Source organism: Antrihabitans auranticaus, from assembly GCF_016481275.1.
Classification (GTDB): domain Bacteria; phylum Actinomycetota; class Actinomycetes; order Mycobacteriales; family Mycobacteriaceae; genus Antrihabitans.
The window spans coordinates 1,110,246-1,133,419 of the sequence record NZ_JAEMNW010000001.1 but is presented as its reverse complement, the minus strand read 5'-3'; the positions used below and the strand labels follow the sequence as shown (position 1 = coordinate 1,133,419).

General features: G+C 63.9%; 22 protein-coding genes. 9 read left to right on the top strand and 13 right to left on the bottom strand.

The annotated features are described in order from the left end of the window. Positions 1-85 precede the first annotated feature (85 nt). Together JGU72_RS05185 and rsmA are read left to right on the top strand one after the other, a co-directional pair. Positions 86-1,213, top strand: coding sequence for a resuscitation-promoting factor (locus JGU72_RS05185; protein WP_199682632.1), 1,128 nt, complete (start codon positions 86-88; stop codon positions 1,211-1,213). 38 nt (positions 1,214-1,251) lie between these two features. After that, positions 1,252-2,130 (top strand): 16S rRNA (adenine(1518)-N(6)/adenine(1519)-N(6))-dimethyltransferase RsmA, encoded by an 879-nt coding sequence (gene rsmA, locus JGU72_RS05180; RefSeq protein ID WP_199682631.1) that lies wholly within the window; start codon positions 1,252-1,254, stop codon positions 2,128-2,130. 34 nt (positions 2,131-2,164) lie between these two features. On the opposite strand, the gene JGU72_RS05175 is transcribed toward rsmA, so the two are convergent. Genes JGU72_RS05175 through JGU72_RS05165 form a run of 3 tightly spaced genes read right to left on the bottom strand, consistent with a single transcriptional unit; the run spans position 2,165 to position 5,462 of the window. Beyond that, the gene (locus JGU72_RS05175) at positions 2,165-4,378 is read right to left on the bottom strand and encodes a heavy metal translocating P-type ATPase (protein ID WP_307828298.1); all 2,214 of its coding nucleotides are present in this window, start codon (positions 4,376-4,378) and stop codon (positions 2,165-2,167) included. Next, positions 4,375-5,253, bottom strand: coding sequence for a hypothetical protein (locus JGU72_RS05170; protein ID WP_199682630.1), 879 nt, complete (start codon positions 5,251-5,253; stop codon positions 4,375-4,377). The genes JGU72_RS05175 and JGU72_RS05170 overlap by 4 nt, the downstream gene beginning before the upstream one ends. Next, positions 5,253-5,462, bottom strand: coding sequence for a heavy-metal-associated domain-containing protein (locus tag JGU72_RS05165; RefSeq protein ID WP_199682629.1), 210 nt, complete (start codon positions 5,460-5,462; stop codon positions 5,253-5,255). The genes JGU72_RS05170 and JGU72_RS05165 overlap by 1 nt, the downstream gene beginning before the upstream one ends. 160 nt (positions 5,463-5,622) lie before the next feature. Here JGU72_RS05165 and JGU72_RS05160 point away from each other — a divergent pair, with 160 nt between their 5' ends. Further along, positions 5,623-6,258: a TetR/AcrR family transcriptional regulator gene (locus JGU72_RS05160; protein ID WP_199682628.1), complete on the top strand. Its 636-nt coding sequence runs from the start codon at positions 5,623-5,625 to the stop codon at positions 6,256-6,258. Between the two features lie 9 nt (positions 6,259-6,267). Then, on the top strand, positions 6,268-7,635 hold the full coding sequence (locus tag JGU72_RS05155; protein ID WP_199682627.1) for a cytochrome P450: 1,368 nt from the start codon (positions 6,268-6,270) through the stop codon (positions 7,633-7,635). A gap of 3 nt (positions 7,636-7,638) precedes the next feature. On the opposite strand, the gene JGU72_RS05150 is transcribed toward JGU72_RS05155, so the two are convergent. Further along, complete coding sequence (locus JGU72_RS05150; RefSeq protein ID WP_199682626.1) at positions 7,639-8,607, bottom strand: helix-turn-helix transcriptional regulator; 969 nt, start codon at positions 8,605-8,607, stop codon at positions 7,639-7,641. A 90-nt stretch (positions 8,608-8,697) separates the two neighbouring features. On the opposite strand from JGU72_RS05150, the gene JGU72_RS05145 reads away from it, so the two are divergent. The 4 genes from JGU72_RS05145 (at position 8,698) to JGU72_RS05130 (ending at position 13,248) form a co-directional block, all read left to right on the top strand. Next, positions 8,698-9,663, top strand: coding sequence for an ATP-binding cassette domain-containing protein (locus JGU72_RS05145; protein WP_199682625.1), 966 nt, complete (start codon positions 8,698-8,700; stop codon positions 9,661-9,663). 22 nt (positions 9,664-9,685) lie between these two features. Continuing rightward, a complete protein-coding gene (locus JGU72_RS05140) occupies positions 9,686-10,435 on the top strand; it encodes an ABC transporter permease (RefSeq protein WP_199682624.1) in 750 nt (249 codons plus the stop codon). Positions 10,436-10,520: 85 nt separating this feature from the next. Next, complete coding sequence (locus JGU72_RS05135; protein WP_199682623.1) at positions 10,521-11,456, top strand: 4-(cytidine 5'-diphospho)-2-C-methyl-D-erythritol kinase; 936 nt, start codon at positions 10,521-10,523, stop codon at positions 11,454-11,456. 13 nt (positions 11,457-11,469) lie between these two features. Then, positions 11,470-13,248 carry an ABC-F family ATP-binding cassette domain-containing protein gene (locus JGU72_RS05130; protein WP_199682622.1) on the top strand — a complete coding sequence of 593 codons (1,779 nt, stop codon included), beginning with the start codon at positions 11,470-11,472 and terminating at the stop codon, positions 13,246-13,248. Positions 13,249-13,256: 8 nt separating this feature from the next. Here JGU72_RS05130 and JGU72_RS05125 read toward each other — a convergent pair whose 3' ends face one another. Beyond that, complete coding sequence (locus tag JGU72_RS05125) at positions 13,257-13,544, bottom strand: hypothetical protein (RefSeq protein WP_199682621.1); 288 nt, start codon at positions 13,542-13,544, stop codon at positions 13,257-13,259. 203 nt (positions 13,545-13,747) lie between these two features. Here JGU72_RS05125 and JGU72_RS05120 point away from each other — a divergent pair, with 203 nt between their 5' ends. Beyond that, positions 13,748-15,316, top strand: a complete 1,569-nt coding sequence (locus JGU72_RS05120; RefSeq protein WP_199683218.1) for an FMN-binding glutamate synthase family protein — start codon at positions 13,748-13,750, stop codon at positions 15,314-15,316. Between the two features lie 9 nt (positions 15,317-15,325). On the opposite strand, the gene JGU72_RS05115 is transcribed toward JGU72_RS05120, so the two are convergent. The 8 genes from JGU72_RS05115 to JGU72_RS05080 form a co-directional block, all read right to left on the bottom strand. Beyond that, positions 15,326-16,273 carry a UbiA family prenyltransferase gene (locus JGU72_RS05115; protein ID WP_199682620.1) on the bottom strand — a complete coding sequence of 316 codons (948 nt, stop codon included), beginning with the start codon at positions 16,271-16,273 and terminating at the stop codon, positions 15,326-15,328. 133 nt (positions 16,274-16,406) lie between these two features. Continuing rightward, positions 16,407-17,366 carry an Abi-alpha family protein gene (locus JGU72_RS05110; protein WP_233531114.1) on the bottom strand — a complete coding sequence of 320 codons (960 nt, stop codon included), beginning with the start codon at positions 17,364-17,366 and terminating at the stop codon, positions 16,407-16,409. A 1-nt stretch (position 17,367) separates the two neighbouring features. Beyond that, the gene (locus tag JGU72_RS05105; protein WP_307828297.1) at positions 17,368-18,765 is read right to left on the bottom strand and encodes a DUF445 domain-containing protein; all 1,398 of its coding nucleotides are present in this window, start codon (positions 18,763-18,765) and stop codon (positions 17,368-17,370) included. A gap of 270 nt (positions 18,766-19,035) precedes the next feature. Continuing rightward, complete coding sequence (locus JGU72_RS05100; RefSeq protein ID WP_199682619.1) at positions 19,036-19,923, bottom strand: universal stress protein; 888 nt, start codon at positions 19,921-19,923, stop codon at positions 19,036-19,038. Between the two features lie 54 nt (positions 19,924-19,977). Then, positions 19,978-21,264: a DUF445 domain-containing protein gene (locus JGU72_RS05095; protein ID WP_307828296.1), complete on the bottom strand. Its 1,287-nt coding sequence runs from the start codon at positions 21,262-21,264 to the stop codon at positions 19,978-19,980. Between the two features lie 361 nt (positions 21,265-21,625). Continuing rightward, a complete protein-coding gene (gene lepB / locus JGU72_RS05090; protein ID WP_199682618.1) occupies positions 21,626-22,237 on the bottom strand; it encodes a signal peptidase I in 612 nt (203 codons plus the stop codon). A 190-nt stretch (positions 22,238-22,427) separates the two neighbouring features. Then, entirely contained in the window at positions 22,428-22,670 is a 243-nt protein-coding gene (locus JGU72_RS05085) for a hypothetical protein (RefSeq protein WP_199682617.1), read from the bottom strand. A 249-nt stretch (positions 22,671-22,919) separates the two neighbouring features. Next, positions 22,920-23,141: a hypothetical protein gene (locus tag JGU72_RS05080; RefSeq protein ID WP_199682616.1), complete on the bottom strand. Its 222-nt coding sequence runs from the start codon at positions 23,139-23,141 to the stop codon at positions 22,920-22,922. Between the last annotated feature and the right edge of the window lie 33 nt (positions 23,142-23,174).

The following is a 23,174-nucleotide window of genomic DNA, read 5'->3' as shown; positions in this document are numbered from 1 at the left end:
CGTATGCGGACTCGTTACCGGCAAACCGCCTGGTATCGGCCGTTCGGTTGCGGGAGGCCCCATACCCCGTTACCGTCTTGTGACCATGTCAGCTTTAAGTCGGATCAACAACAGCCGATCGCCGCTGCTTTACGCCGTTATCGCGGCGTTGCTCCTCACCTTGATGGTCGGTGGCGCGGTGGCGATTGCCAAGCAGAAAACGATCACCGTGGACGTCGACGGCGAAGCAACTTCGCTCACAACGATGACGAGTGACGTCGAAGGAGTGCTCGACGCGGCCGGCTACGGCGTCAAGGAACACGACGTGGTTGCGCCCGCATTGGACACCCCGATCGAAGACGGTGACACGGTCGTTCTGCGCCGGGCTCGCGAGGTCAACCTGAGCGTGGACGGTCAAGCACGGTCGGTGTGGACCACCGCGCTGACCGTCGAAGAAGCGCTGACGCAGCTCGACATCGCGTCGGATGTACACACGTCGGCATCGCGTTCGCAGCGTCTGCCGCTGGAAGGTGCGGCGCTGAACGTCCTGAATCCGCGAGTTGTGAAGCTTGCCGACGCAGGTTCGGAACCGGTCGAGGTCCGTATGGCTGCGCCGACGGTCGGTGACTTTCTCGCCGCCAAGGGCGTGCCGCTGAAGGAAGCCGATGTCGTCGTTCCCGAGGCGAAGACCCCGCTGACCGACGGTCTCGAGATTGCCGTGACCCGCAGCCGCACCGAGCAGCGCACCGAAACCCTTCCGCTCGCGCCGCCGGAAAACGTCATCCAGGACGTCAACCTGAACATGAGCCGCCGCATCGAAGAGGCGCCAGGTACGCCCGGCGTGCACGACGTGACCTTCGAGATCACCATGGTCAACGGCAAGGAGGTCGGTCGCAAGGAGGTCGCGTCCACGGTGATCACCCCTGCCCAGCCGAAGACCGTCCGCGTGGGCGCGAAGCCGGGCACCGAAGTTCCGCCCGTCGAGAACGGCGCGATTTGGGACGCGCTCGCGCAGTGCGAAGCGACGGGCAACTGGGCCATCAACACCGGCAACGGCTTCTACGGCGGCGTCCAGTTCGATCAGAACACCTGGGAACGCCAGGGTGGGCTGAAGTACGCGCCCCGCGCGGACCTCGCCACGCGCGAAGAGCAGATCGCCATCGCTTCGGTCACCCAGCAGCGTCAAGGTTGGGGCGCCTGGCCGGCCTGCACGAGTCGTCTCGGCTACCGCTGATAGACGGCCCCAGTCGTCCCACACGCTAGATTTCTGGGGTGACGGACGTTCGTAGTACCCCCCGCGGCGAGGCCGCGCTCCTCGGGCCAGTCGAGGTGCGCGCCCTCGCCGCGGATCTGTCTGTACGGCCGACGAAGCAACTCGGCCAGAATTTCGTCCACGACGCGAACACCGTGCGCCGCATCGTCGCGGTCGCCGGAGTGGATTCCGACGACGTTGCACTCGAGGTCGGGCCCGGGCTCGGATCGCTCACGCTGGCGCTGCTCGACGTCGTCGACCGGGTTGTGGCGGTCGAAATCGATCCGGTCCTGGCGGGTCGGCTGCCCGCAACGGTTGCCGACCGAGCACCTGGCTTGGCGGACCGGCTGAGCGTCGTGGGTGCCGACGCACTGCAGGTGCGTGCGAGCGATCTGCCCGCCGTCCCGACCGCGCTCGTCGCGAACCTTCCGTACAACGTCGCCGTGCCCGTTCTGCTGCATCTGCTCGCCGAGTTACCGTCCATTCGGACGTCGCTCGTAATGGTGCAAGCCGAGGTCGCCGAACGCCTGGCCGCGCCGCCGGGTGGCCGGATCTACGGAGTACCGAGCGTCAAGGCCGGATTCTTCGGAACGGTGCGCCGCGCCGGCTCGGTCGGTCGGCAGGTCTTCTGGCCGGTCCCGCAGGTCGAGTCGGGACTGGTTCGGATCGACCGGTACGCCGAACCGCCCTGGCCGATGGACACCGAACACCGCAAGCGGGTCTTCGCAGTTGTCGATGCCGCCTTTGCGCAGCGCCGCAAGACGCTGAGGGCCGCGCTGGCTGGTTGGGCCGGTTCACCGGCCGAGGCCGAACGGAGGCTGGTTGCCGCGGGGATTTCACCGTCCGCACGTGGCGAGACTCTCGATACGGCGGCGTTCGTGCGGCTCGCAGCAACCTGACCCTGTGCGCGGTTGGAGAGTGTCCAGCGACTCGCTAACCGCGCACGGGGGCGAAGCCCCGCAGGCGCAGGCTGTTCGTCACGACGAACACACTCGACAGCGCCATCGCAGCACCGGCGAGCATCGGGTTCAGCAGGCCTGCCGCGGCAAGCGGGATCGCGGCGACGTTGTAGCCGAACGCCCAGACCAGGTTTCCCTTGATGGTGCGCAGGGTGCGGCGCGACAGCCGGATCGCGTCGGCGACCGAGCGGAGGTCGCCGCGAACCAGGGTGATGTCGCTCGCCGCGATCGCAACATCCGTGCCGGTGCCCATCGCGAGCCCGAGATCGGCCTGTGCCAGTGCTGCGGCGTCGTTGACGCCGTCACCGACCATCGCGACGACGTGGCCCTCGTCCTGCAACCGCTTGACCGCGTCGACTTTGTCGGCGGGCAGGACCTCCGCGATCACCGTCTCGATGCCGACCTCCGCAGCGACCGAACGTGCGATCGTTGCGTTGTCGCCCGTCAGCAACACCGGCTCGAGCCCGAGGTCGCGGAGCGCCGAAATCGCTTCGGCACTGGCCGGTTTGACGACGTCCGCAACGACAAGCACGCCGCGGGCGCGACCGTCCCAGCCGACGACGATTGCTGTGCCGCCGCGGTTCTCTGCGTCGGCGAGCGGCGTCTCGATGTCGTCGACGGTCAAGCCGCTCTCGCGCAGAAACGCTGCCCGTCCTGCGAGCACCCGCGTGCCATCGACGGTTCCTTCGACGCCCCGACCGCCGTGGTTGACGAAATCCTTGACTGCGGTCGCACGTTCAGCCCCGGCTCCCTCGACTATCGCCCGCCCGATCGGATGCTCCGACTCGCCTTCGACCGCCGCGGCCAAGGCAAGCAGGTTCTCGACCGACTCACCGGTGACCGGAATCGTCTCGACGAGGGTCATCCGGCCGCTTGTGACGGTCCCGGTCTTGTCGAGTACGACGGTGTCGATTCGACGGCTGGACTCCAGAATTTCCGGGCCCTTGATCAGAATGCCGAGCTGCGCACCACGCCCGGTGCCGACCAGAAGTGCTGTGGGAGTGGCTAGTCCGAGCGCGCAGGGGCACGCGATGATCAGCACCGCAACCGCGGCTCCGAATGCGAACTCGACTGGGTTCCCGGTCCCGATCCAATAGCCCAGTGCCAGCGCAGCAATCCCGATGACGACGGGGACGAATACCCCCGCAATCCGGTCCGCGAGCCGCTGGACCGGCGCCTTGCCGTTCTGCGCGTCTTCGACCAGCGCCGCCATCTGCGCGAGCGCCGTATCGGCCCCGATCTTTGTGGCGCGCACAGTGAGTGCACCGCCGACGTTGATCGTCGCACCCACGACGTCGGCACCGATGCCGACGTCCACGGGAACGGATTCGCCGGTGAGCATGCTCATGTCGATCGTCGAGCGACCATCGGTGACGACGCCGTCGGTGGCCACCTTCTCGCCCGGCCGGACCTTGAACAACTCGCCGACGCTCAGTTCGCTTGCTGGAATCAACGTTTCGATGCCCGACCGCAGGACGGTGACTTCCTTCGCACCCAGTTCGAGCAGGGCACGCAGAGCGGAGCCGGCGCGGCGTTTGGCTCGCGTCTCGAAGTACCTGCCCGCGAGGATGAACACGATGACGCCCGCGGCGACCTCGAGGTAGATGTTCGACGTCGCGTCACCGCGGTCGACGGCGAAGGTGAACGGGTGTTTCATGCCGGATTCGCCTGCCGCGCCGAAGAACAGCGCATACACCGACCAGGTGAAAGCGGCAATCGAGCCGAGCGAAATCAGGGTGTCCATCGTCGCCGCACCGTGACGCAGGTTCGTCCAGGAGGCGCGGTGGAACGGGAGCCCACCCCAGGCGACCACAGGAGCGGCCAATGTGAGCGACAACCACTGCCAGTTCGAAAACTGCAGCGCAGGAACCATAGCCATCGCAATTACAGGAACCGTAAGTGCCACGCTGACGAGCAACCGCGTTCGTAGCGACGTCAGCTCCGGGTCGGCGTCTTCGAGAGGAGCCTTTTCAGCTGCGGGCAGTGCGGCAGAATACCCCGCGCTCGCAACCTGCTCCACGAGGATATCGGTCGAAATCGACTGCGGATAGCTTACTTTCGCCTTCTCCGTGGCGTAGTTGACCGTTGCGCTGACGCCGTCGAGCTTGTTCAGCTTCTTCTCGATCCGGGCTGCGCACGATGCGCAGGTCATTCCCGTGATTGCGAGTTCAACGGTATTCGTGCTCACCCGTGACCTCCTGAGTGACCGTTGGTCGCGGCCTGAACGTTCCCGGCATCGACTGTGAACTCTGCTGTGCGGACGACACCTTCGTGCTTGAAGTCCAGATAGAGCCGATACTGTCCCGCAGTCGGCGCCTGCACATGGAAGGTGATCGCATCGCCTTCAGCCTCTTCCGGGTGCGCATGCAGGTAGGCGAGATCGCCGACGCGAAGAGCGACGAGATGGCCGTTCGCGCCCAGGTACGGTTCCAGATCGGTGACCGGTCGGCCGTCACGTTCGACAGTGAACTCGAGCATTTCACCTGCGGTCGTGAGATCCCCGGTCAATCGAACTGTGTAGCCGTCGATTTCGGCTGTGCGCGTCGGTGCGGGCAGGGGTTGCGGGTCATAGGAACCCGCGACTTCGACGGTGCGGCTCAGTGTCACCTGTTCGGCATCGCCCGCCGGATCGAAGTCGGTGAAGACGCGGTAGGTTCCCCCGGTCGGCCACGTCCAGTCGATCGACCAGGTGCCATCGGCGGCCATCGTCGGATGAACGTGGCGGTATTCCATCGTGTCCGAACGGACGACGATCAAGTGCAGCTGCTTCTCGTGTAGCGTATCGAAACCTGTTGTCGCAGAACCAGTGCCATCGAGGATCGTGTAGTTCAATGTGCCGGGCCGTCCGGCTACGGCCGGTGCTGCAACGGGGCCGAGCGTGTATCCGTTCTGCGAGACCTGCAGACCGGCGGGCGTCGCGTGTTCCATAGCCGCGGTCTCGTCGTGCGAGTGAGCGGATGCCTTCTCTGTCGGTCCGTCGCTGAGCTTTCCGATGCCAAGTCCGACACCGAAGAGCACCAGCAGTCCCACAGCGAAGAGAGCTAGCTTCACGGGTGTGCGCATCAGGCCGGCACCGCCACGTAGCCGGCTTCGTCGACCGCTGCGAGCACGTCGGCTTCGGCGATCGGCGCAGAGCTTTCGAAGGTCAAACGGCCCGAAGCCAGGTCGACGTCGACCGTGGTAACGCCGTCGATGTTGCCGACCTCCTCGCGGACCGACGCAACACAATGGCCGCAGGTCATTCCCGTGACGGTGTATCGAGACGTCGACATGTCGAAACTCCTCCTCGTGCGTGGATGGGGATACCGCGTTGGGGTATCTGCCGTGCACGCTGAACCATACCCCCAAGGGGTACCGACGGCAACCCCGTCGTCCGGCGGACTTTCGAGTCCGTAGTTGACGGACCAGTCCGTCCCGTGCAAGTCTGGCGCTGTGAACAAAGCAGCGCAGCCAGCGACCCTGGCAGAACGCCGGAAGGCAGAGACCCGCGCGCAGTTGGTCGCCGCGGCAGCGGAGGTTTTCGCCGAGAAGGGTTACCACGACACCCGGATCGCCGACATCGTCAGCCGCCTGGGTGCGGGGCAAGGCACTTTTTACCGTTACTTCGACAGCAAACGGCAAGTGCTGGAAGCGATTCTGGAATCGAAGATCGAGCGGATGATCGCTCCCTTCGCCGGGCTCAACGCACCGGCCGCAATCGGTTCGCTCGCCGAATACCGGGACCGGGCCGGCGACATCCTCGACCAGGTGTTCGCGCTGCTGGACCACGAGACGGACACTGTCCAATTGCTGCTTGTCCAGGCGCCGTCGGTCGATCCGCAGATCGGCTCGATGTTGCTGGCAGTCACGGACACTCTCGAGGCGATGGTCGTCGATTACTACGGGACCGGGATCGAACGCGGTTACTTCCGTCCGGACCTCGACGTCGCTTCGGCGGCGCGCGCCACATTGGGTCTCGGTATGTCCGCACTGCTGACCCTTGTCAAACATCCGGGCGACGATGGCGTTCGCCGCGCCTACCGGACTGTCGTTCTCGACTTCATCGTCCGCTTCGCCGGGCGAGACTGAGGAGCCGAGATGGTAGAAATTGCAGTACATTCCAACCAGCACAACGACTCTGGCTATCGGCTACCGCCCGGACCGGGCGCCCGCGGCATTCGCGATCTGTACTCGGTGAGCCGCTACCTCGTCGACTATCTGCGTCGCGGAGAGGTCGTCGGTGACGAACTGATCGAGCGCTACGGCGATACCTTCACCGTGTGCGCTCCCGGCTCCAACCTCAGAGCGGTCGTCGTCAGTGACCCGGACCTGATCAAACAGATCTTCACAGCCAAGCCCGACGTCCTGCTCGGCGGCAAAGGTGTGTCGCCTTCGGCTGTGATCTACGGTTCCGGCTCGATGTTCGTGCAAGAGGAGCCCGAACACCTGCGGCGCCGCAAAATGCTGACACCTGGCTTCAACGGCAGCGCGTTGCAGAGCTACCAGGACACGATCGTCGACGTCGCCGAACGCGCGGTCGCGCGGTGGCCTGTCGGACAGCCGTTCTCTATGTTGGAAGCCGCTCGCGAGCTGACTCTGGAAATCATCATGCGAGTCGTCTTCGGCATCGACGACTCCGCTGAACTCGCCGCGGTCGCTCCCCGGCTCGAGCGACTGCTCGCCTACGGCGTGAGTGAACAGATCGTCCTCCGCTACCTGACTCGCCGAGCTGGAACCGTCCGCTACTGGCGCGGACTCAACAAGGCGACCGTGGAGGTCCACGATGTACTCCAGGCGCTCATCGATCGTCGCCGCAGCCAGCCTGAATCCGATCGGCGCGATATCTTGGCGTTGCTGATGGGCTCCGAAACAGCAGATGGACAACGGCTTTCGGATCAGGAGCTTCGAGACGACCTGATCACCCTGCTCCTCGCCGGTCATGAAACGACGGCAACCACGCTGGCGTGGATCTTCGATCATCTCGTCCACGACAGGCAACTTGCCGACCGATTGACCGTCGACGCAACCACGGGCGACACCGAGTACTGCGACGCGGTAATTGCGGAGACTCTTCGAATGCGGCCGGTTGTGGTCGGAACCGCGCGCGTCACGGCACAACCGTTTCGGCTCGGTGAATGGCTACTCCCGGCCGATACGTGGATTGTCGCCTACATCCGCGGCGTCAACCACCGCGCCGCCACCTACCCCGACCCGCATCGGTTCCGGCCTGAACGCTTCCTGCACAGCTCGCCGAACACGTTCGCGTGGATACCTTTCGGCGGCGGCGCGAAGCGGTGCCTCGGCGCTGCTTTCGCCCAGACGGAACTGCGGACGGTTCTTCGAGTTCTCCTCACCCGCGCGGAGTTCGCGGCGGCGGATCCGAATCCCGATACGCCAGTGCGGCGGGGACCGGTCATGCTCCCGCGCAGTGGCGTCCGGCTGTCCATAACCCGGAAGTACTGCTAGAAACTACGCAGACGAATATCGCGCGTGCAGGCGCGCGTGGTGCTCGGCCATCGCCCGACATTCGTCTCGCAGTTCGGGCGGATCGAGCACGGTGAAGTCGACATCGAATTTCGCCAGCCACCATGCCACCGACCCGAGCGAGTTGGAACTCAGCACAACGACACACGTTCCGTCGTCACCACCTTCCACGCTGCCCCAGTCCGGGTGCACCATGTGCGCAATCTGCTCGATCGGTGCCTGCAGGTGAACTCTCGCGCGCGCCTGAGACGTCGCCCGATTGATCCCGCCCGCAACGAATTCCGCGGCGCCGCCGGGCGGTAGCTCACGTGCGGTGAATCGTGGACCGGTCGGGATCTTCGGCGTCATCCGGTCGACGCGGAACGAACGCCAGTCTTCGCGCGAGAGGTCCCACGCGACGAGATACCACCGCATTCCGGCGCGAACGAGTCGATAGGGCTCGACCTCGCGGCGGCTCTCCTCGCCACCGTGGGTCTTGTAGTCGAAGCGCAGTCGTTCGCGGTTGTGGCAGACAGCCGCGATCGCGGACAGCACGCCGGCTTCGACTGCCGACCGTGCTTGCGGCCTGGCGACCACGTCGACCTGCAAACTGTCGAGCCGGTGGCGCAAACGTGACGGCATGACCTGGCGCAGCTTGGTCAGAGCGCGCAGGGACGCTTCGCCGATTCCGACGACGGGTCCGGTCGCACCGGATTGCAAACCGAAGGCCACCGCGAGTACTTCTTCGTCGTCCAGCAGCAGTGGCGGCATTTCTGCGCCGGCGCCGAGTTGATAGCCGCCGCCGACGCCGACCGACGCGTTGACGGGATAGCCGAGGTCGCGTAGCCGATCGACGTCACGACGCACGGTCCGCGAGGTGACGTCCAACTTCTCGGCGAGTTCGGCGCCAGACCATTCGCGACGTGTCTGAAGGAGCGACAGCAAGCGGAGCAGTCGCGCTGATGTTTCCCACATAGCCAAAGAATGCCATCGATCGAGGACCGAAGTTGTCCTAAATCCCTTCTACCTTGGTTTTCGAGCCAATCAACGAGAAGGGGAGAAATGATGATTCGAACTCGAGGTCTCACCAAGACGTTCACGCGGGGCAAGTCCATCGTCGAGGCCGTCCGCGGTATCGACATCGACGTGCGCGAGGGCGAACTCGTCGCGCTGCTGGGACCGAACGGCGCGGGCAAATCGACGACGCTGCGCATGCTGACAACATTGCTGACGCCGACGTCGGGAACGGCGCAAATCGCGGGTCACAGCATTGTCGACGATCGGGACGCGGTCCGGCGCAGCATCGGTTACGTCGGGCAGGGGAGCGGCGCGGGCAACAACCAGCGCGTTCGGGACGAGCTCTTTACGCAGGGGCTCTGCTACGGGATGGCGAAGAAGGAGTCGCGCGAGCGCGCCGCCGAGCTGATCGACGCTCTCGACCTCAGCGAGTTCGCGGGTCGCACCGTGAGCACCCTGTCGGGCGGGCAGCGCCGCCGACTCGACATCGCACTCGGCCTGGTTCACCGGCCGCCGCTGATCTTCCTGGACGAACCGACTACAGGTATGGATCCGCAGAGCCGGGCGAATCTGTGGGAGCACATCCTTCGCCTGCGGACCGAGACCGGCGCAACCATCGTCCTGACGACGCACTATCTCGAAGAAGCCGATTCGATGGCGGAACGAGTCGTCGTGATCGACAAAGGCGTCGTGATCGCCGACGACACCGCGACGGCGCTGAAAGACGAACTCGCCTCCGACCTGGTCGTCGTCTCGATGTCGGACGCGAGCGCTGCGGCCCGCGCCGCCGCTGTCGCAGAACGGATCTCGACGGTCCGCGACGTCACCGTCACAGGCAATCGACTGCAGATCAGGAGTCGCAACGGCGACACGGTCATTCCCGAGTTGCTCCGCGAGAGCGAGGCCGTCGGCGCGCGCGCTGTCGCGGTCGAACTCAGCAGGCCGACCCTCGACGACGTCTTCCTCGGTCTGACCGGGCGCAGCCTCCGTGAAACCCACACCGTCGCTCGATAATTCGAAGGGAAACCACACCATCATGAGCACAATCGTGAAAGACAGCGCCATCGTCATGACTCGCGAACTGCGGCCAGCCGCGCGCGATCCCTTCACCATCATCTTCAGCTTGACCCAGCCGCTGATCCTGCTGGCCCTGTTCGGTCCGCTGCTCGACGGCATTCCGGGCATGGGTGACAAGGTGTGGAACTGGTTCGTCCCAGGCGTTCTTGCCATGATTGCGATCTTCGGCACCTCGATGACGGGCTCGAACCTGCTGCAGGAAATGCATGACGGATCCCATGAACGAATGCTGGTGACCCCGCTGCATCGTTCGTCGTTGCTCATCGGCCGTGCGTGCAAAGAAATGATTCCGCTCGCCGCACAGGCCGTGCTGATTCTGCTCGTCGCCCTTCCGCTCGGCTTGGACCTGAACCCACTCGGTGCGGCAATCGGCATCGCGATTCTAGGGGTGTTCGGGGTCGGTCTCGGCGCCCTGTCGTACGCATTGGCGCTCGCGGTTCGAGATCAGGACTGGGTCTTCTGGACTGTGCAGCAGACTCTGATGTTCCCGATGTTGATCCTGTCGGGCACGATGCTGCCGCTGGACAACGCGCCGGGGTGGATGCGCGCACTGGTCACGGTCAACCCCCTGCGCCACGTGGTCGACACCGAACGGGCACTGTTCGCGGGTAACTTCGCGGCATCTCAACTGCTCGCAGGTTCGGTCGCAGCGGTGACAGTGGCTGTGATCGGCCTGTCGGTAGGCGTTCGGATGCTGCGACGTAACTGAGGGACGTAACTTAGCGACCCGTAGAGAGTGCCCGGCTGGTCGGTAGCGTTCAGCGACCGACCTGCCGGGCACTACTCTTGCACCTGTGTTATCCGTCGTTCCGCGCCCGGTTACGGTCCGCGCACCCTCCAAGGTCAACCTGCACCTTGCCGTAGGTGACGTGCGTCCCGATGGCTACCACGAGCTGACCACCGTCTTTCAGGCGTTGTCGCTCGCGGACGAGGTCGAGGTCGTACCGGCGAAAACGCTCACGATCCGGGTTCGTGGCGAAGGTGCCCGCGATGTCCCGACCGATCGCCGGAATCTCGTCTGGAAGGCGGCGACGCGGCTCGCGCACAAAGTCGGACGCGAGCCCAACGTGGAGATCGCCATCGACAAGGGCATCCCGGTGGCCGGTGGAATGGCCGGCGGTAGCGCGGACGCGGCGGCGACGCTGCTCGCGCTCAATGCGCTCTGGCATCTCGACCTCACCCGCGCGGAGCTGTTCGAACTCGCGCTCGAGCTCGGCAGCGATGTGCCGTTCTCGCTGCACGGCGGCACGGCCATCGGCACGGGACGTGGCGAGAAGCTCCTACCGGTGTTGTCTCGCAACACGTTTCACTGGGTTCTCGCGTTGGCCAAGGGTGGACTGAAGACACCGGATGTCTACCGCGAACTCGACCGGCTGCGTGGCGCAGGCCAACCGCCGCGGGTGGGGGACGCCCAGCAGTTGCTGCAGTCGCTGGCCGCGGGCGATCCGCACCAGTTGGCGCCGCTGCTCGGAAACGACCTGCAAGCCGCGGCGTTGTCGTTGAAACCGGAACTGCGCCGGACCCTGCGTGCAGGTGTGAACGCAGGTGCGCTGGCGGGAATCGTGTCGGGATCCGGGCCCACGTGTGCGTTCCTGTGCGCCGGCGCCGACGCGGCCATCGCCATCAGTGCCGAACTTGCCGGCGCCGGGGTATGCCGTAGCGTTCGCGTCGCCACCGGTCCGTTTCACGGGGCGCGCGTGGTCGACGTCGACGCGGTAAAGAAACCATGACGGGAACCAGCACGTGCCCAATCTGATCAATCTCGAACAAGTTTCCAAGTCCTTCGGTGTCGCGCCGCTGCTCGACGCCGTGTCGACCGGCGTCCACGAGGGCGAACGCATCGGCGTCGTCGGGCTCAACGGAGGCGGCAAGACGACCCTGCTCGAGGTGCTGACCGGGCTCGAGGAACCGGATTCCGGACGTGTGAGCCGGGTCGGTGGGCTGCGGATGGCCGTTGTCACCCAGCGCGGCGTGCTGCCGCCCGGATCGACCGTCGCCAACGTGGTCCTGCACCCGCTCGGCGGCGAGGAACACGAATGGGCCGGCGATTCGCGGATCCGAAACATCTTGTCGGGCATAGGCCTTTCCACCCTCGGCGGCGACGGTCTCGACACGCCGGTCGACAACCTGTCGGGTGGCGAACGGCGTCGGGTGGCCCTCGCTGCCGCACTGGTGCAGGACCTCGACCTCCTGGTGCTGGACGAGCCGACCAACCATCTCGACGTCGAAGGCGTGCAGTGGCTCGCCGAACATCTGCTCGCGCGCCGCAGCGCCCTCGTCGTCGTGACCCACGATCGCTGGTTCCTCGATACGGTCGCGACCCGCACGTGGGAGGTCGTCGGCGGCAAGGTCGAAAGCTACGTGGGTGGGTACGGCGACTGGATTTTCGCGCGCGCCGAGCGTGACCGCCAGGCCGACGCCGCCGAAGCACGCCGCCGCAACCTGGCCCGCAAAGAACTCGCGTGGTTGCGCCGAGGTCCGCCGGCCCGAACATCGAAGCCGCGCTACCGAATCGAAGCCGCCGAAACTCTGATCGCCGACGTTCCCCCGCCGCGGAACAGCGTGGCGCTTGCGTCTTTCGCGCGCAGCCGGTTGGGGCGCGTCGTGGTCGAACTCGAAGACACACACTTGCAGTCCCCTGACGGCCGCGAGTTGGTCCGCGACCTGACGTGGCGTTTGGCGCCGGGGGAGCGGGTCGGTCTGGTCGGTGTCAACGGGTCGGGCAAGACGACGCTGTTGCGTGCTCTCGCGGGTGACATCGAACTTGCGGCGGGTTCACGCAAGCAGGGCAAGACCGTCAAGATCGGTTGGCTCCGACAAGAATTGGACGATCTGCCGCTGGGAATGCGTGTCCTGGAGGCGGTTCAGGATGTGGCCGAGCGAATGATGCTCGGCGACAAGGAGATTTCTGCCGGTCAGTTGGCGGAAAGGTTGGGGTTCACGCCCGCACGGCAGCGAACGCCGGTCGCTGACCTCTCGGGTGGCGAGCGTCGTCGGTTGCAGTTGACGCGAATTCTCATGGCCGAGCCCAACGTTCTGCTGCTCGACGAGCCGACGAACGACCTCGACATCGACACCCTGCAGCAGCTCGAGGACCTGCTCGACGGCTGGGCGGGCACGATGGTCGTGATCAGTCACGACAGGTACCTCATCGAGCGAGTCTGTGATTCGACGTGGGCCCTGTTCGGCGACGGGAAGCTGACCAACTTGCCCGGCGGCATCGACGAATACCTGCGACGGCGTGCTGCCCTCGCACCGTCCATGACGGCTACCGCGGCGAATACCAGCGCGACCGCGCCCACCGACGCTGCGGCTCACCGCGCTGCGCGCAAAGAACTGGCCAAACTCGAACGACAGGTCGCGAAGTTGGACGACCGTGAGCGTGAGTTGCACGCGGCACTCGCTGACGCCGCAACGCAACCCGACCGGCTGGTGGCGTTGGGCACCGAACTGAAGCAGGTGACTGCAGACAAGGCGCAAGCAGAGGAGCGGTGGCTCGAGCTGGCCGAGGACCACGAATAGGCAGTTAGCTACGGCGTCGCGCTGCCGTTGGCCGAGGTGTCGGTGTGCTTGCCTGCAGCGTCTTCGGGGATCTGATTGAACATGCGCAGCAAGGCGATGCCGGCGGTCGCGAAACGCTTCACGAGTTCGTCGTCTGCGCCGCGCTCACGCGCGAGCGTGCACAGCGGGCAACCGCTGCAGCCCGTCGGATCCAGCTCTGTTTCCTGCGCCCCCTTGAGCGCCGGCTGGAACTTGTCTACCAGCGGCATCGCGTACGACTGCAGATCGGTCAGTGCTTTCATCAGGTCGTTGTTCATTGTCGCCGTTCCTCTTCGAGTGGAACAGATTCGTGTTCCCCTGCCGAATGTCTGATTTCGAGCCTAGGCGTGCGGCGCCGTCGCAGTGGCGCCTTTGACAATCTTTCGACGTGACGGCCAATTCGCGCGAAAGGTCGGTTGCGGTTTCGGACATCGTCGCGAAACCGCCGCGTACGGGCGTGTGCTTGGTATTAACTGTGCCGATGAAGTGGAGCTATGCCCTGCCCGCCGTTCCTGTTGTAGGTGTCGCTGCCCTCGCCGCCTACGATCTCGTCCAGAAGCCGCACGCACTCTTGCGGAACTATCCAGTACTCGGCCACCTGCGCTATTTCCTCGAGGAAATCGGTCCAGAACTTCGGCAGTACATCGTCACGAGCAATGACGAAGAACGCCCGTTCAGCCGAAATCAGCGCCGGTGGATTTATGCGTCGTCGAAGCTGCAGAACAACTACTACGGCTTCGGCACCGACAACAACATGGAGTACACCCAGGGTTACCCCATCATCAAACACCGGACATTCGCCGACATCAGCCCCGCCGCCGGCCAGCATTCGGGTGAAGAGGATGCCATCCCTTCGGCGAAGGTGATGGGTGGCCCGCGTGGTCGCGCGAAGGCATTTCGGCCGCGTTCGATCGTGAACATTTCGGCGATGAGTTTCGGCTCGATGTCGTCGAAGGCGATCGAGGCCATCAACCGTGGCGCGGCGATCGCCGGGTCGATGCACAACACCGGTGAGGGCGGGCTTTCGCCGTACCACCGCAATGGTGGCGACCTCATCCTCCAGATCGGAACCGCGTACTTCGGGTGCCGAGATGACAAGGGCCGCTTCGATATTGCGAAGCTGAAGGACGTCGTCGAGTCCGGACCGGTGAAGGCAATCGAAATCAAGCTCAGTCAAGGTGCGAAACCGGGGCTGGGCGGAATGTTGCCGGGCGCCAAAGTCAGCGCGGAGATTGCCGGTATCCGCGGCATTCCGGAAGGCGTGGACTGCGCCAGCCCGTCGCGGCACGCAGAATTTCACGACGTCGACAGCATGCTCGACTGGGTTGAATTCATTGCGGCGGAAACCGGTTTGCCGGTCGGCATCAAGTCCGCGGTCGGCAACATGGACTTCTGGGACGACCTCGTCGCGAAGATGGCGATCTCCGATCGCGGCGTCGACTTCATCACGGTCGACGGTGGTGAAGGCGGAACCGGTGCGGCGCCACTCATCTTCAGCGAATCGGTTGCCTACCCCTTCAGGGTCGGCTTCACCGAGGTCTACCGGCGGTTCGCCACGGCGGGGATCACCGACAAGGTCACGTTTATCGGGTCCGGCAAGCTCGGGCTGCCCGACAACGCGGTCGTGGCGTTCGCGCTCGGTGCGGACATGGTCAACGTGGGCCGCGAGATCATGCTGTCTATCGGGTGCATCCAGGCACAGAAATGCCATACCGATGCCTGCCCGACCGGGATCACGACCCAGAACGCTTGGCTGACAAGGGGTCTCGATCCCACATTGAAGTCGCAGCGCGCCGCGAACTACGTCAAGACCCTGCGTCGCGACCTCCTCAAGGTCAGCGAGGCGTGCGGAGTTCCGCATCCGGGTCTCATCACCGCGGACGATCTCGACATTCTCAACGGCTGCGAATCGCGGACACCGCTGCGTGATGTCTACGGCTACGACGTCGGATGGGGTCAGCCGTCGGAAGCGGACAAGGCCGAGATCGTCATGCTCATGACCGGGGCATCGCACGGCGGGGCCGCGCCGGTCTCGGCAACGTCGCGCTGACGCCGAGAGCTAGATCCAGCCGACGTACATCGCCGTGAACGCTACGTTGAGGGCGCTGAACAGCAGGGTCACCACGACGGCCCCGCGGACTACCGCCGCGGGCTGTCGTGCGTTGACCAGTAGGAAGTGATAGGCACCGATCAGAATCGGCGCCGCGACGATCTGTAGCCACAACATGCGCTGGGGAAAAACGTAGCCGCGAGCAGCCAGCACGATCGTTATTGCGCAGGCGACCGTCAACGTTGCCAAGCCGATGTAGTGCGCCCTGCGCCGTCCGAGTCGCACCCCGACCGTCGTGTAACCGGCTTCCACGTCGGCTTGGTAGTCGGCCAGCGTGGTCGGCAGATAGAGGGCACTGCCTACGAGCAAACCGAGAACCGACATGATCCAAGGAAAGTCGGAGATCGGCTCGGCGACCGTCCAGCCCGCGACAAGTGCGAGGCCGCCGACGGCAACGGCGTTCGTCGCAACGTCCCAGCCCGGCCGCGTCTTCAGCCGCAACGGTGGCACGCTGTACATCCAGCCGAGCGCAAGAAATGCGAAAGTCAGTGCGGCAATGGCGAATCCGATTGTCGACGACGCGACGAGCGCGATCACGGCGGCGACGTAGGCGACAATTTTGATCTTCTCTGCCGAGATACGCCCGGTGGTGAGGGGCTTGTCGATCTTTCGTGGATTGTTGAGGTCACCCGCGAGGTCGTGGGCATCGTTTATCGCCAGGATGGCCAGCCACATGAGCGGACCCATGATGAGAATTCCGGTGAGCAGCGGCCGGATGTCACTCAGGCACGAACCCGTCAGGGGAGTGCACGATGCGGGCACGAAGCGGTGGGTCGCCAGAACGTAACCGAGGCAGAAAGGCAGCAGCGACGTTATCCACACGCTGGGCCGCGAGATCCGAATGACCTCGGTGAGCCGACCCATTATCGGGCGTGCTGGGCGCGTATCTACAACCACGGATGCACCCTTCTGCCGCCGTTTGTATCGGGTTCGAGCGTATCAACTTGGACATATCCGGCGTGCGTGTACAGGCAGCAATGCGCCCCCAGCCGGGCGGTCTGGGGACGCATTTGCCAGGTCCTCGTCGGACTTAGTGAGCTTCCTTCTTCTTGTACACGCGCGGACCCTTACCGATGTACTTGTCACCCGGGTCGTATGTGCTCCAGCCGCCGGCGTCGTAGCCCTCGATCGTGAAGCACGCTTCGCAGAACTGGTGGCCGAACAGCGACAGGTAGATGCTGCGGTACACCTCGATGACCTTCTTGGCCTTGTCCGCCGCCGCCATCGCGTTCGGGTGGGCCGAGAGCAACGAGTACCGCCGGAAATCTTCGACCGGCTCTTCGGAGAAGCGGACCAGGCCGAGGCGGTTCAAGTTGGCGAGGTAGTGCTGATCCCGGTCCGGCCACGCGCAGCCTGCCATGTCCGCGATCATGTTGATGCCACCGGCGAGACGCTCCGAACCGACGCCGAACGGCGTCTTGGTCCGGACGTCGATCGCGGGCTGCGGACCCGACACCGCGAGAAAGCGCAGGATGCGCGCTTCGTCCGGCGTCAACGCGGTGAGGATCTGAGCAAACGCCGGATGCTCTTCGCGGGGCTGATTGGCGATGTTCCATGAACTGTCGAGCAGTGCGTCGCCGTGCGCCTTCAGGTCACGGAACGATGCGCCCTTCAGCTTCGGAACACCCTTTCCGCCGCCTTCGAGTCCCAGTACGCTCCACGCGGCAGACCGCACCTGCTCGACGCGCTGGTCGACGATGCCGGTGATCGACTCACCCGCAGAAACGTCGTGCGCGATTTCGCTGGCGGTGTCGATCCCGCCCTTCGTGAGGGCGCCCATCGCGCGCATGAACGACTTGCCCGCGAGTTTGGCCAAACCCGCCGCGTCGTTGGGGTCTTTACCTGCATCGACACCGGCTTTCGCGATGTCGCTGAGGAGGCTGGAGTTGCCCGCGGCGGCGGCAGCAGCTTCGTTCAACTGCTTATCGGGATCTGCGGGGGCAGCTTCGCCCGACTCGGTGTCCGGGTTTTCAGGTGCGGCGTGGGTCATCTCAGGCTCCAAAAATCAGAATGTGAACGGCACCGACGACGATTCCGAGCAGGCCGCCGTGCAGGTAGAGAAGCCAGGCGTCTTGCTCGATCGCGGAATAGATCATCTCCATGAACTCGCCAGGCGGAAGCGCGCGCAGCTTTTCCGTGGCGAATTTGTCGATCTTCGCGGCTTGAACCTTTGCGAACTCTTCGTCCTCGAGGAACTGCGGTGCGAACTCGAGCGCCGCGCCGGCCGTGTCCATCCGGATCGCGTCGAACTCACCGCCGCCGACTGCAACGCGGACGACCTGCTTGAGGGGTCCGAGGATCCGGTCGACCTCGGTGCTGACGATGTTGTCGAGCAGGCCGCGTGTCTTGTCGCCGCGCGGTCCGTTGAGGATCTCGTTGGCGATCAAAGGCAATGTGAGCACCTGGTAGGCAAAGGCATGGCCCAGATCGGCTGCAGCCGAGGGCTGCCGCTTCGCGAGCAGCGCCTGCTTCCACAGGTACTTGTACCGCGGCTGGGGCTCACCGGGCGTGAACACGATGCGGATTGCGAAGATGTTGACGACGATGCCGATGAGGGCGGCGCCGGTCAGCACCATCAGCCAACCGGGAATGGCGCCGATCAGCGGAATGTGGTGGTAGAAGTGCAGCCACACTGCCAGGACCGCACCGAACGGGAAGCCGAGCAAGCCGATCTTGACCATGAACTTCAGTTCGGGACGGGCGACGCCGTAGATCAGGTCCTTCAGGACGTCGGGGTTCGCTCGAAGATAGCCGACGGCGAGCAACTTGATATCGACGAGTTGGTCGACGTTGTCTCCGACCTTCTTGAACGCAGTCTTGACGATTCCGGGTAGTTCGGCTTCGACACGCTGGAACACCACCTCGCGGACCTGGGGGGTGAGGCTTGCCCACAACTCGGCATGATCTCGCTCCATGATCTGCGCCGTCATGCCGCGAATGTCCTCCTTGGCGAACTCAGCGACATGTTCGGCGATCGCGTCCGGATCCATTTCCTGGAAGATGTCGTTGATCGTTGCGATCTTGTAGACCGCTTTATCGACGACGATCGCTGCCATCTTCTCCGCACGAGCCGGAATGAAACCCTGGAAACCGAGAATTCCGCCGGGCGCAAAGATCGGTAGCACCTGCACTTTTCGCGGCAGGAAGTTGAAAAGGGTTTTGACACCCGGTGTGTAAAAGCCGGTGAATCGTGCGGGCGCGAACAGCATGAGCACGCCGGTCCAGTTGGTCAGCAGGCCGGCAATCGCACTGAAAATCGGAATCGTGATCAGCTCGAGCAGAAACTTGTCCTGTGGCAGGCCGACCGATTCCATGATGTCGCCCCACGGAATTTGCAGGATGTTCGTCGGTATTCCGCCCTCGGCTAGAAGGCTCGTGAGGTGGGACAAAGCGTCGCTCCCTTAGCGTTGCGCATGAAGCTGGTGTCTGTTAGCGGTGGTGCACCCTATCTTGGCCTGTAGCCCGCCGTGCCGTCCTGGAAATGACCCATAAACATGGATGCACGACCTGGTTTGTAGGGATTTATCCAACCGTGCGGCCCGGCGCGCCTGGGCTGCGGTTGCGAGCTCGAATGCGTTGGCCCGCAACATGATCCGAGTTCACGCGCCCAGCGGAACCAACAGTGCGGGGCGCGTGTGCGCTCGGTGAATCGAGAGCCGTCAGCCCCGGGTTGTGTTCACCAGCAACAAGTTTGTCTCGATGCCGTGGGTGACCTTGTTGGCAACCGACCCGAGCAGCCGGGACGCCCCACTCATTCCGCGGTTGCCGATAACGACGATCTCGAACTTCCACGCTTTGCTGATGAGCGCACCGCCGGCACCGGAATCTTCGAGCACCTCCTGCTCGATATCGACGCCGATGTTCGCGCTGATCTTGGTGGATACGTCGGCGAGGATTTTGTTGCCTTCCTCTTGATTCTTTGCCGAGGTGATCAGGCGCGGACGGGAGTCCAATGCGCGGGCGAGGATAAGTCCGCGCTGGGCGGCTTTGACAGAAGTATCGGAGCCGTCGGTTGCGAGCGCGACGAAGTTCCAGGCGGTCGGCAGTGGATCGCGAACGAACAGGACGTCCGCAAGGCTGTGGTGCGCAAGCTTGTTCGACGTGCTGCCGAAGATTCGGCTCGCACCCTTCGAGAGACCTGCGGATCCGACCGAGATCAGGGCTTCCGGCTGGACTTCCGCGGCAGCGAGCAGAATCTCGTCGGCCTCGCCCGCGACGGCTTTAGCCGAGGTTTCGGTGGCGCCGGACGTCTTGGCCAATGTTTCGGCCGCCGCGGCAGTCGCTTCTGCCCAACTGCGGTCGCGCCCGTTGTCGCCGTCGTAAGCGACGATTACCTCGAACGGAACACCTAGCTTGCCTGCGATGCGTCCGCCAAGGCGTACCGCCGCACTTGCGTCTGGCGATCCGTCCGTCCCGGCGATGACGCGCGCGTAAGACTCCATAAATTCTTCCTTCCGGTCCGCCTGCAACGCAAAGAGGGCATTCGAATTGTTTCGCCTGGTCAGTGCGTCGCGAGTCGGTGAGATCAGCGCCAGCACGACGCGCACGACGCTACCACCGAGCGATGGCGCGGTGGCGCGGTTCAGAAATTCTTGTCGGGGTCAGACGCCGAAAATTGCTAAATGCAGGAGGCCCGCAAACGCGCCCAGGACACCGCCGTGGACGAATAGCAGCCACTCGTCTTGTTTGATGGCGGACCGAAGTAGTTGAACGAAGTCGTCCGGTCCCATCGCGGCCATCTGCCGGGCGATGAAGTCGTTAATCTTCTCGGCCTGTTCGCTGCCGAAGTCCGCATCCTCGTAGATGAAGGGCGCCAGAGCGGAGACCTCCGGCGCCATCGAGTCCCGTATGCGGTCGTACTCTTTCGTTCCGACCGCTACTTTCACCGCGAGTCGCGCCGGCCCCAACGCCTTGTCGGTGGCGGGGCGGAGAGTGCGTTCGAGGATGGCGAAGGTGCGATCACCACTCGGTCCGTGAATCAGCTCGTTGCCGATGTTCTCGAGGGTCATGACGTTTTCGGCAACCATGCGGGCGTAGTGCACTGTGATTTCGGGCTGCCGTTTGAGCAGAAGTCCTTGGCGCCATGGGCAATACCACTTCGGGAACACGGGTTCGAAGATCATCGAGATGCCGATGTAGTTGACGACCCAACCGATGATGATGCCGCCGACGGGCAGTACGTACCACTCGCGCGCCACGAACTCGAGAAACGCAACCAGCACGAAGCCCATGGGAACGCCGAAGTAGAAGCCGAAGTTCTGCATGAAGGTGAGCTCTTTGCGGCCGATGACCATGAAGAGATCGTTGAGCAATTGCGGGTTCGAGCTGAGGTGTTTGATAACCATCAGTTTGACGTCGATCAGCTCGTCGATATTGTCGCCAATATTGGCGGCCAATTCTTCGACGATTTCCGGCAGTTGTTGCTTGACGCGCGCGTGCACCGCTTCTTTGATCGGAGTCGGCAGATTGCGCCAGAGATTAGGATTCTCGCGTTCGATGATCTTCTCGACAATTTCGCGAATCTGGCTTTCCGCCACCTTGGTGAAATGCGCTGCAATTTTGTCGGGTTCCATCGTCTGGTAGAAATCCGACACGCTGCCGAGCTTTGCGAGGCCTTTGTCGACTGCGAGGCTCGCCATTTTGTCTGCGCGCGAAGGCACGATGCCCTGCCAGCCGAGGCGGCCGTCCGAGCGGAACAGCGGCAGTACCTGGATGCGCTTGGGAAGCAGCGGAAAGAGCAGTCGCAGGCCGGGAAGTCGGAAGCCGTGGAACTCCAAGGGCTTGAACAACATCAGCACGCCGGTCCAGTTCGTGATGTACCCGATCACGCCCGTGAACAGCGGCACCGTGATGAGCTCCATCAGGAGCGTGTTGTATTGGTGAAGCACGGCACCTCCTAACCAGACGGCAAACGACAAGCCCTCTGGCTCCGGCACACGGTATCCGCAGAGGTTGACCGGCGGCGTGCCGGGGTGTCAAGACCAGTTGCTGCTGTCGGCCAAGGTCAAACTAGCACCGCAGCAAGTCCCGGCGGGCCACGATGAACGAGTTCGGTCGTGGCGCGGGGCGGGTCGCGAAACTGCGGGCGGGTAAATACCTCCGTCGGAAATCGCTGCGAGGATATTCGCTTGCTGCATGTTTGCGGTGCGGAGAATTCGCGAAGACCCGCGGAACCGATAACTGTGACGCGCGGTCGCGGCAAATGCCGGGATAATTGTTTCGGGCCGATACGGATATCGATCGACGAATTCACGGAACCGGGGTCAGAGTGACGTCGTCCGAGAGGCGGCCTATCGCGCCGAGCGGATAGATGCGCCACGAAGTGGTCGCTCGGATCAGCTCGAGAGGCGCGAACCCGTGCGCGCGGGAATCATCCGACGAGGCGAAGTTGTCGCCGAGCAGAAACACCATGCCTGGGGGAACTACCTGCGGAGTCGCGACATTTGTCAGCTTGCCGGCGTCAGTACAACAATTGGACGCGGACTGACCCCAGCGGTCGTGCCAAGCGGGGTTGTCGACGACTTGCCAGGGTCCGGTGCCACCTGGCTGGACCGACACGATGCCTGGCCGTACGCCGATCTTCTCGATCCGGACACGGTCGCCCGGCAGGCCGATCACCCGTTTGACGACCTCGGCACCGTTGCGACTGAAGCGACCGATGACGATGGAGAAACGACGAACGTCGGGCGATCTGTCGAAGGGATTGACCACGACTCGATCGCCTTCGTGCAGCGTCGGTTCCATGCTCGTCCCTTTGATCGGGACTGCGAGCAGGGCCACGCCGACGAACGCGACGAGCAGTGCGGCAAGCGCGGCGGCGATGGCCAGCAGGACCCGCCGTGCGGGCGTGCTCGTGACCATGCGCCCTCCGAATGGGATATCGAAATATACGATCGCCGTGAATTATGCCGAATTGTGTGGCGCAGGAGACATCCGGCGCGAAATTGTGATCGCAGCGCGATCGGAGCCTAGCTTGACGCGCCACTTTCTCGAGCCCACAAAAAAGCACCCCCAGGCTATTTGCCCGGGGGTGCGTTCGGAATTTTCTGAGTCAGCGGCTGTGGATCAGTTCGCGCCCGTCACGTTTGTGCAGCGAAACCGCCGGCGCCTCCACGCGCGGCGAACGTCGCAGTGGTGCAACCAGTGTCGATCGAATCCGAGCCCAGGTACTGCTCGGCACGAACAGCAAGAGCCAGGCGACCACCAGCGCGGGAACCACGAGCCAAGCGTGGCTCCATGCCCAGGAAACGCCGCCGAAGAAGTACGCGACTATCACGATCGGAATTCCAGCCATTTGGTGCCTCCCCGAGTTGTCAAAAATAGATGAACAGCGTCGGCTTTGGCGTCATGTTCAATATCTTCTACAACCTATTGTCGATCTTGGGAGTTCCCGATTGGAAGGGAAAGCGTCGGCATTCACAATGGTCCCCACGTTTGTGAGCGCGCGCACATGAGCAACGGAATTCAGTATTCCGAAGGCAAAAAAAATGCACCCCCGACGCCGTTGTCGGGGGTGCCGCTGCGTTTGGACGCCAAGGGCCGATTATCGGCTGAAAGCGGCCACACGCTTGTCGAGGGTTACCCGCGCGGTGCGCGGGCCGAACGCGTTAGCGATCGAGGATCGGATCGACGCCCACTTTTCGCTGGGGACGAAGAGCAGCAACCAGGCTGCGACGGACAGCGGCAGGACCAGCCAGGCGTAGCTCCACGCAAGCTCGACCGCACTGAAGAAGTACGCGACGATCAGAATCGGAAGCGAAGACATGGTCTCTCCTTTGTCAGGATTTCAGGTGAATGG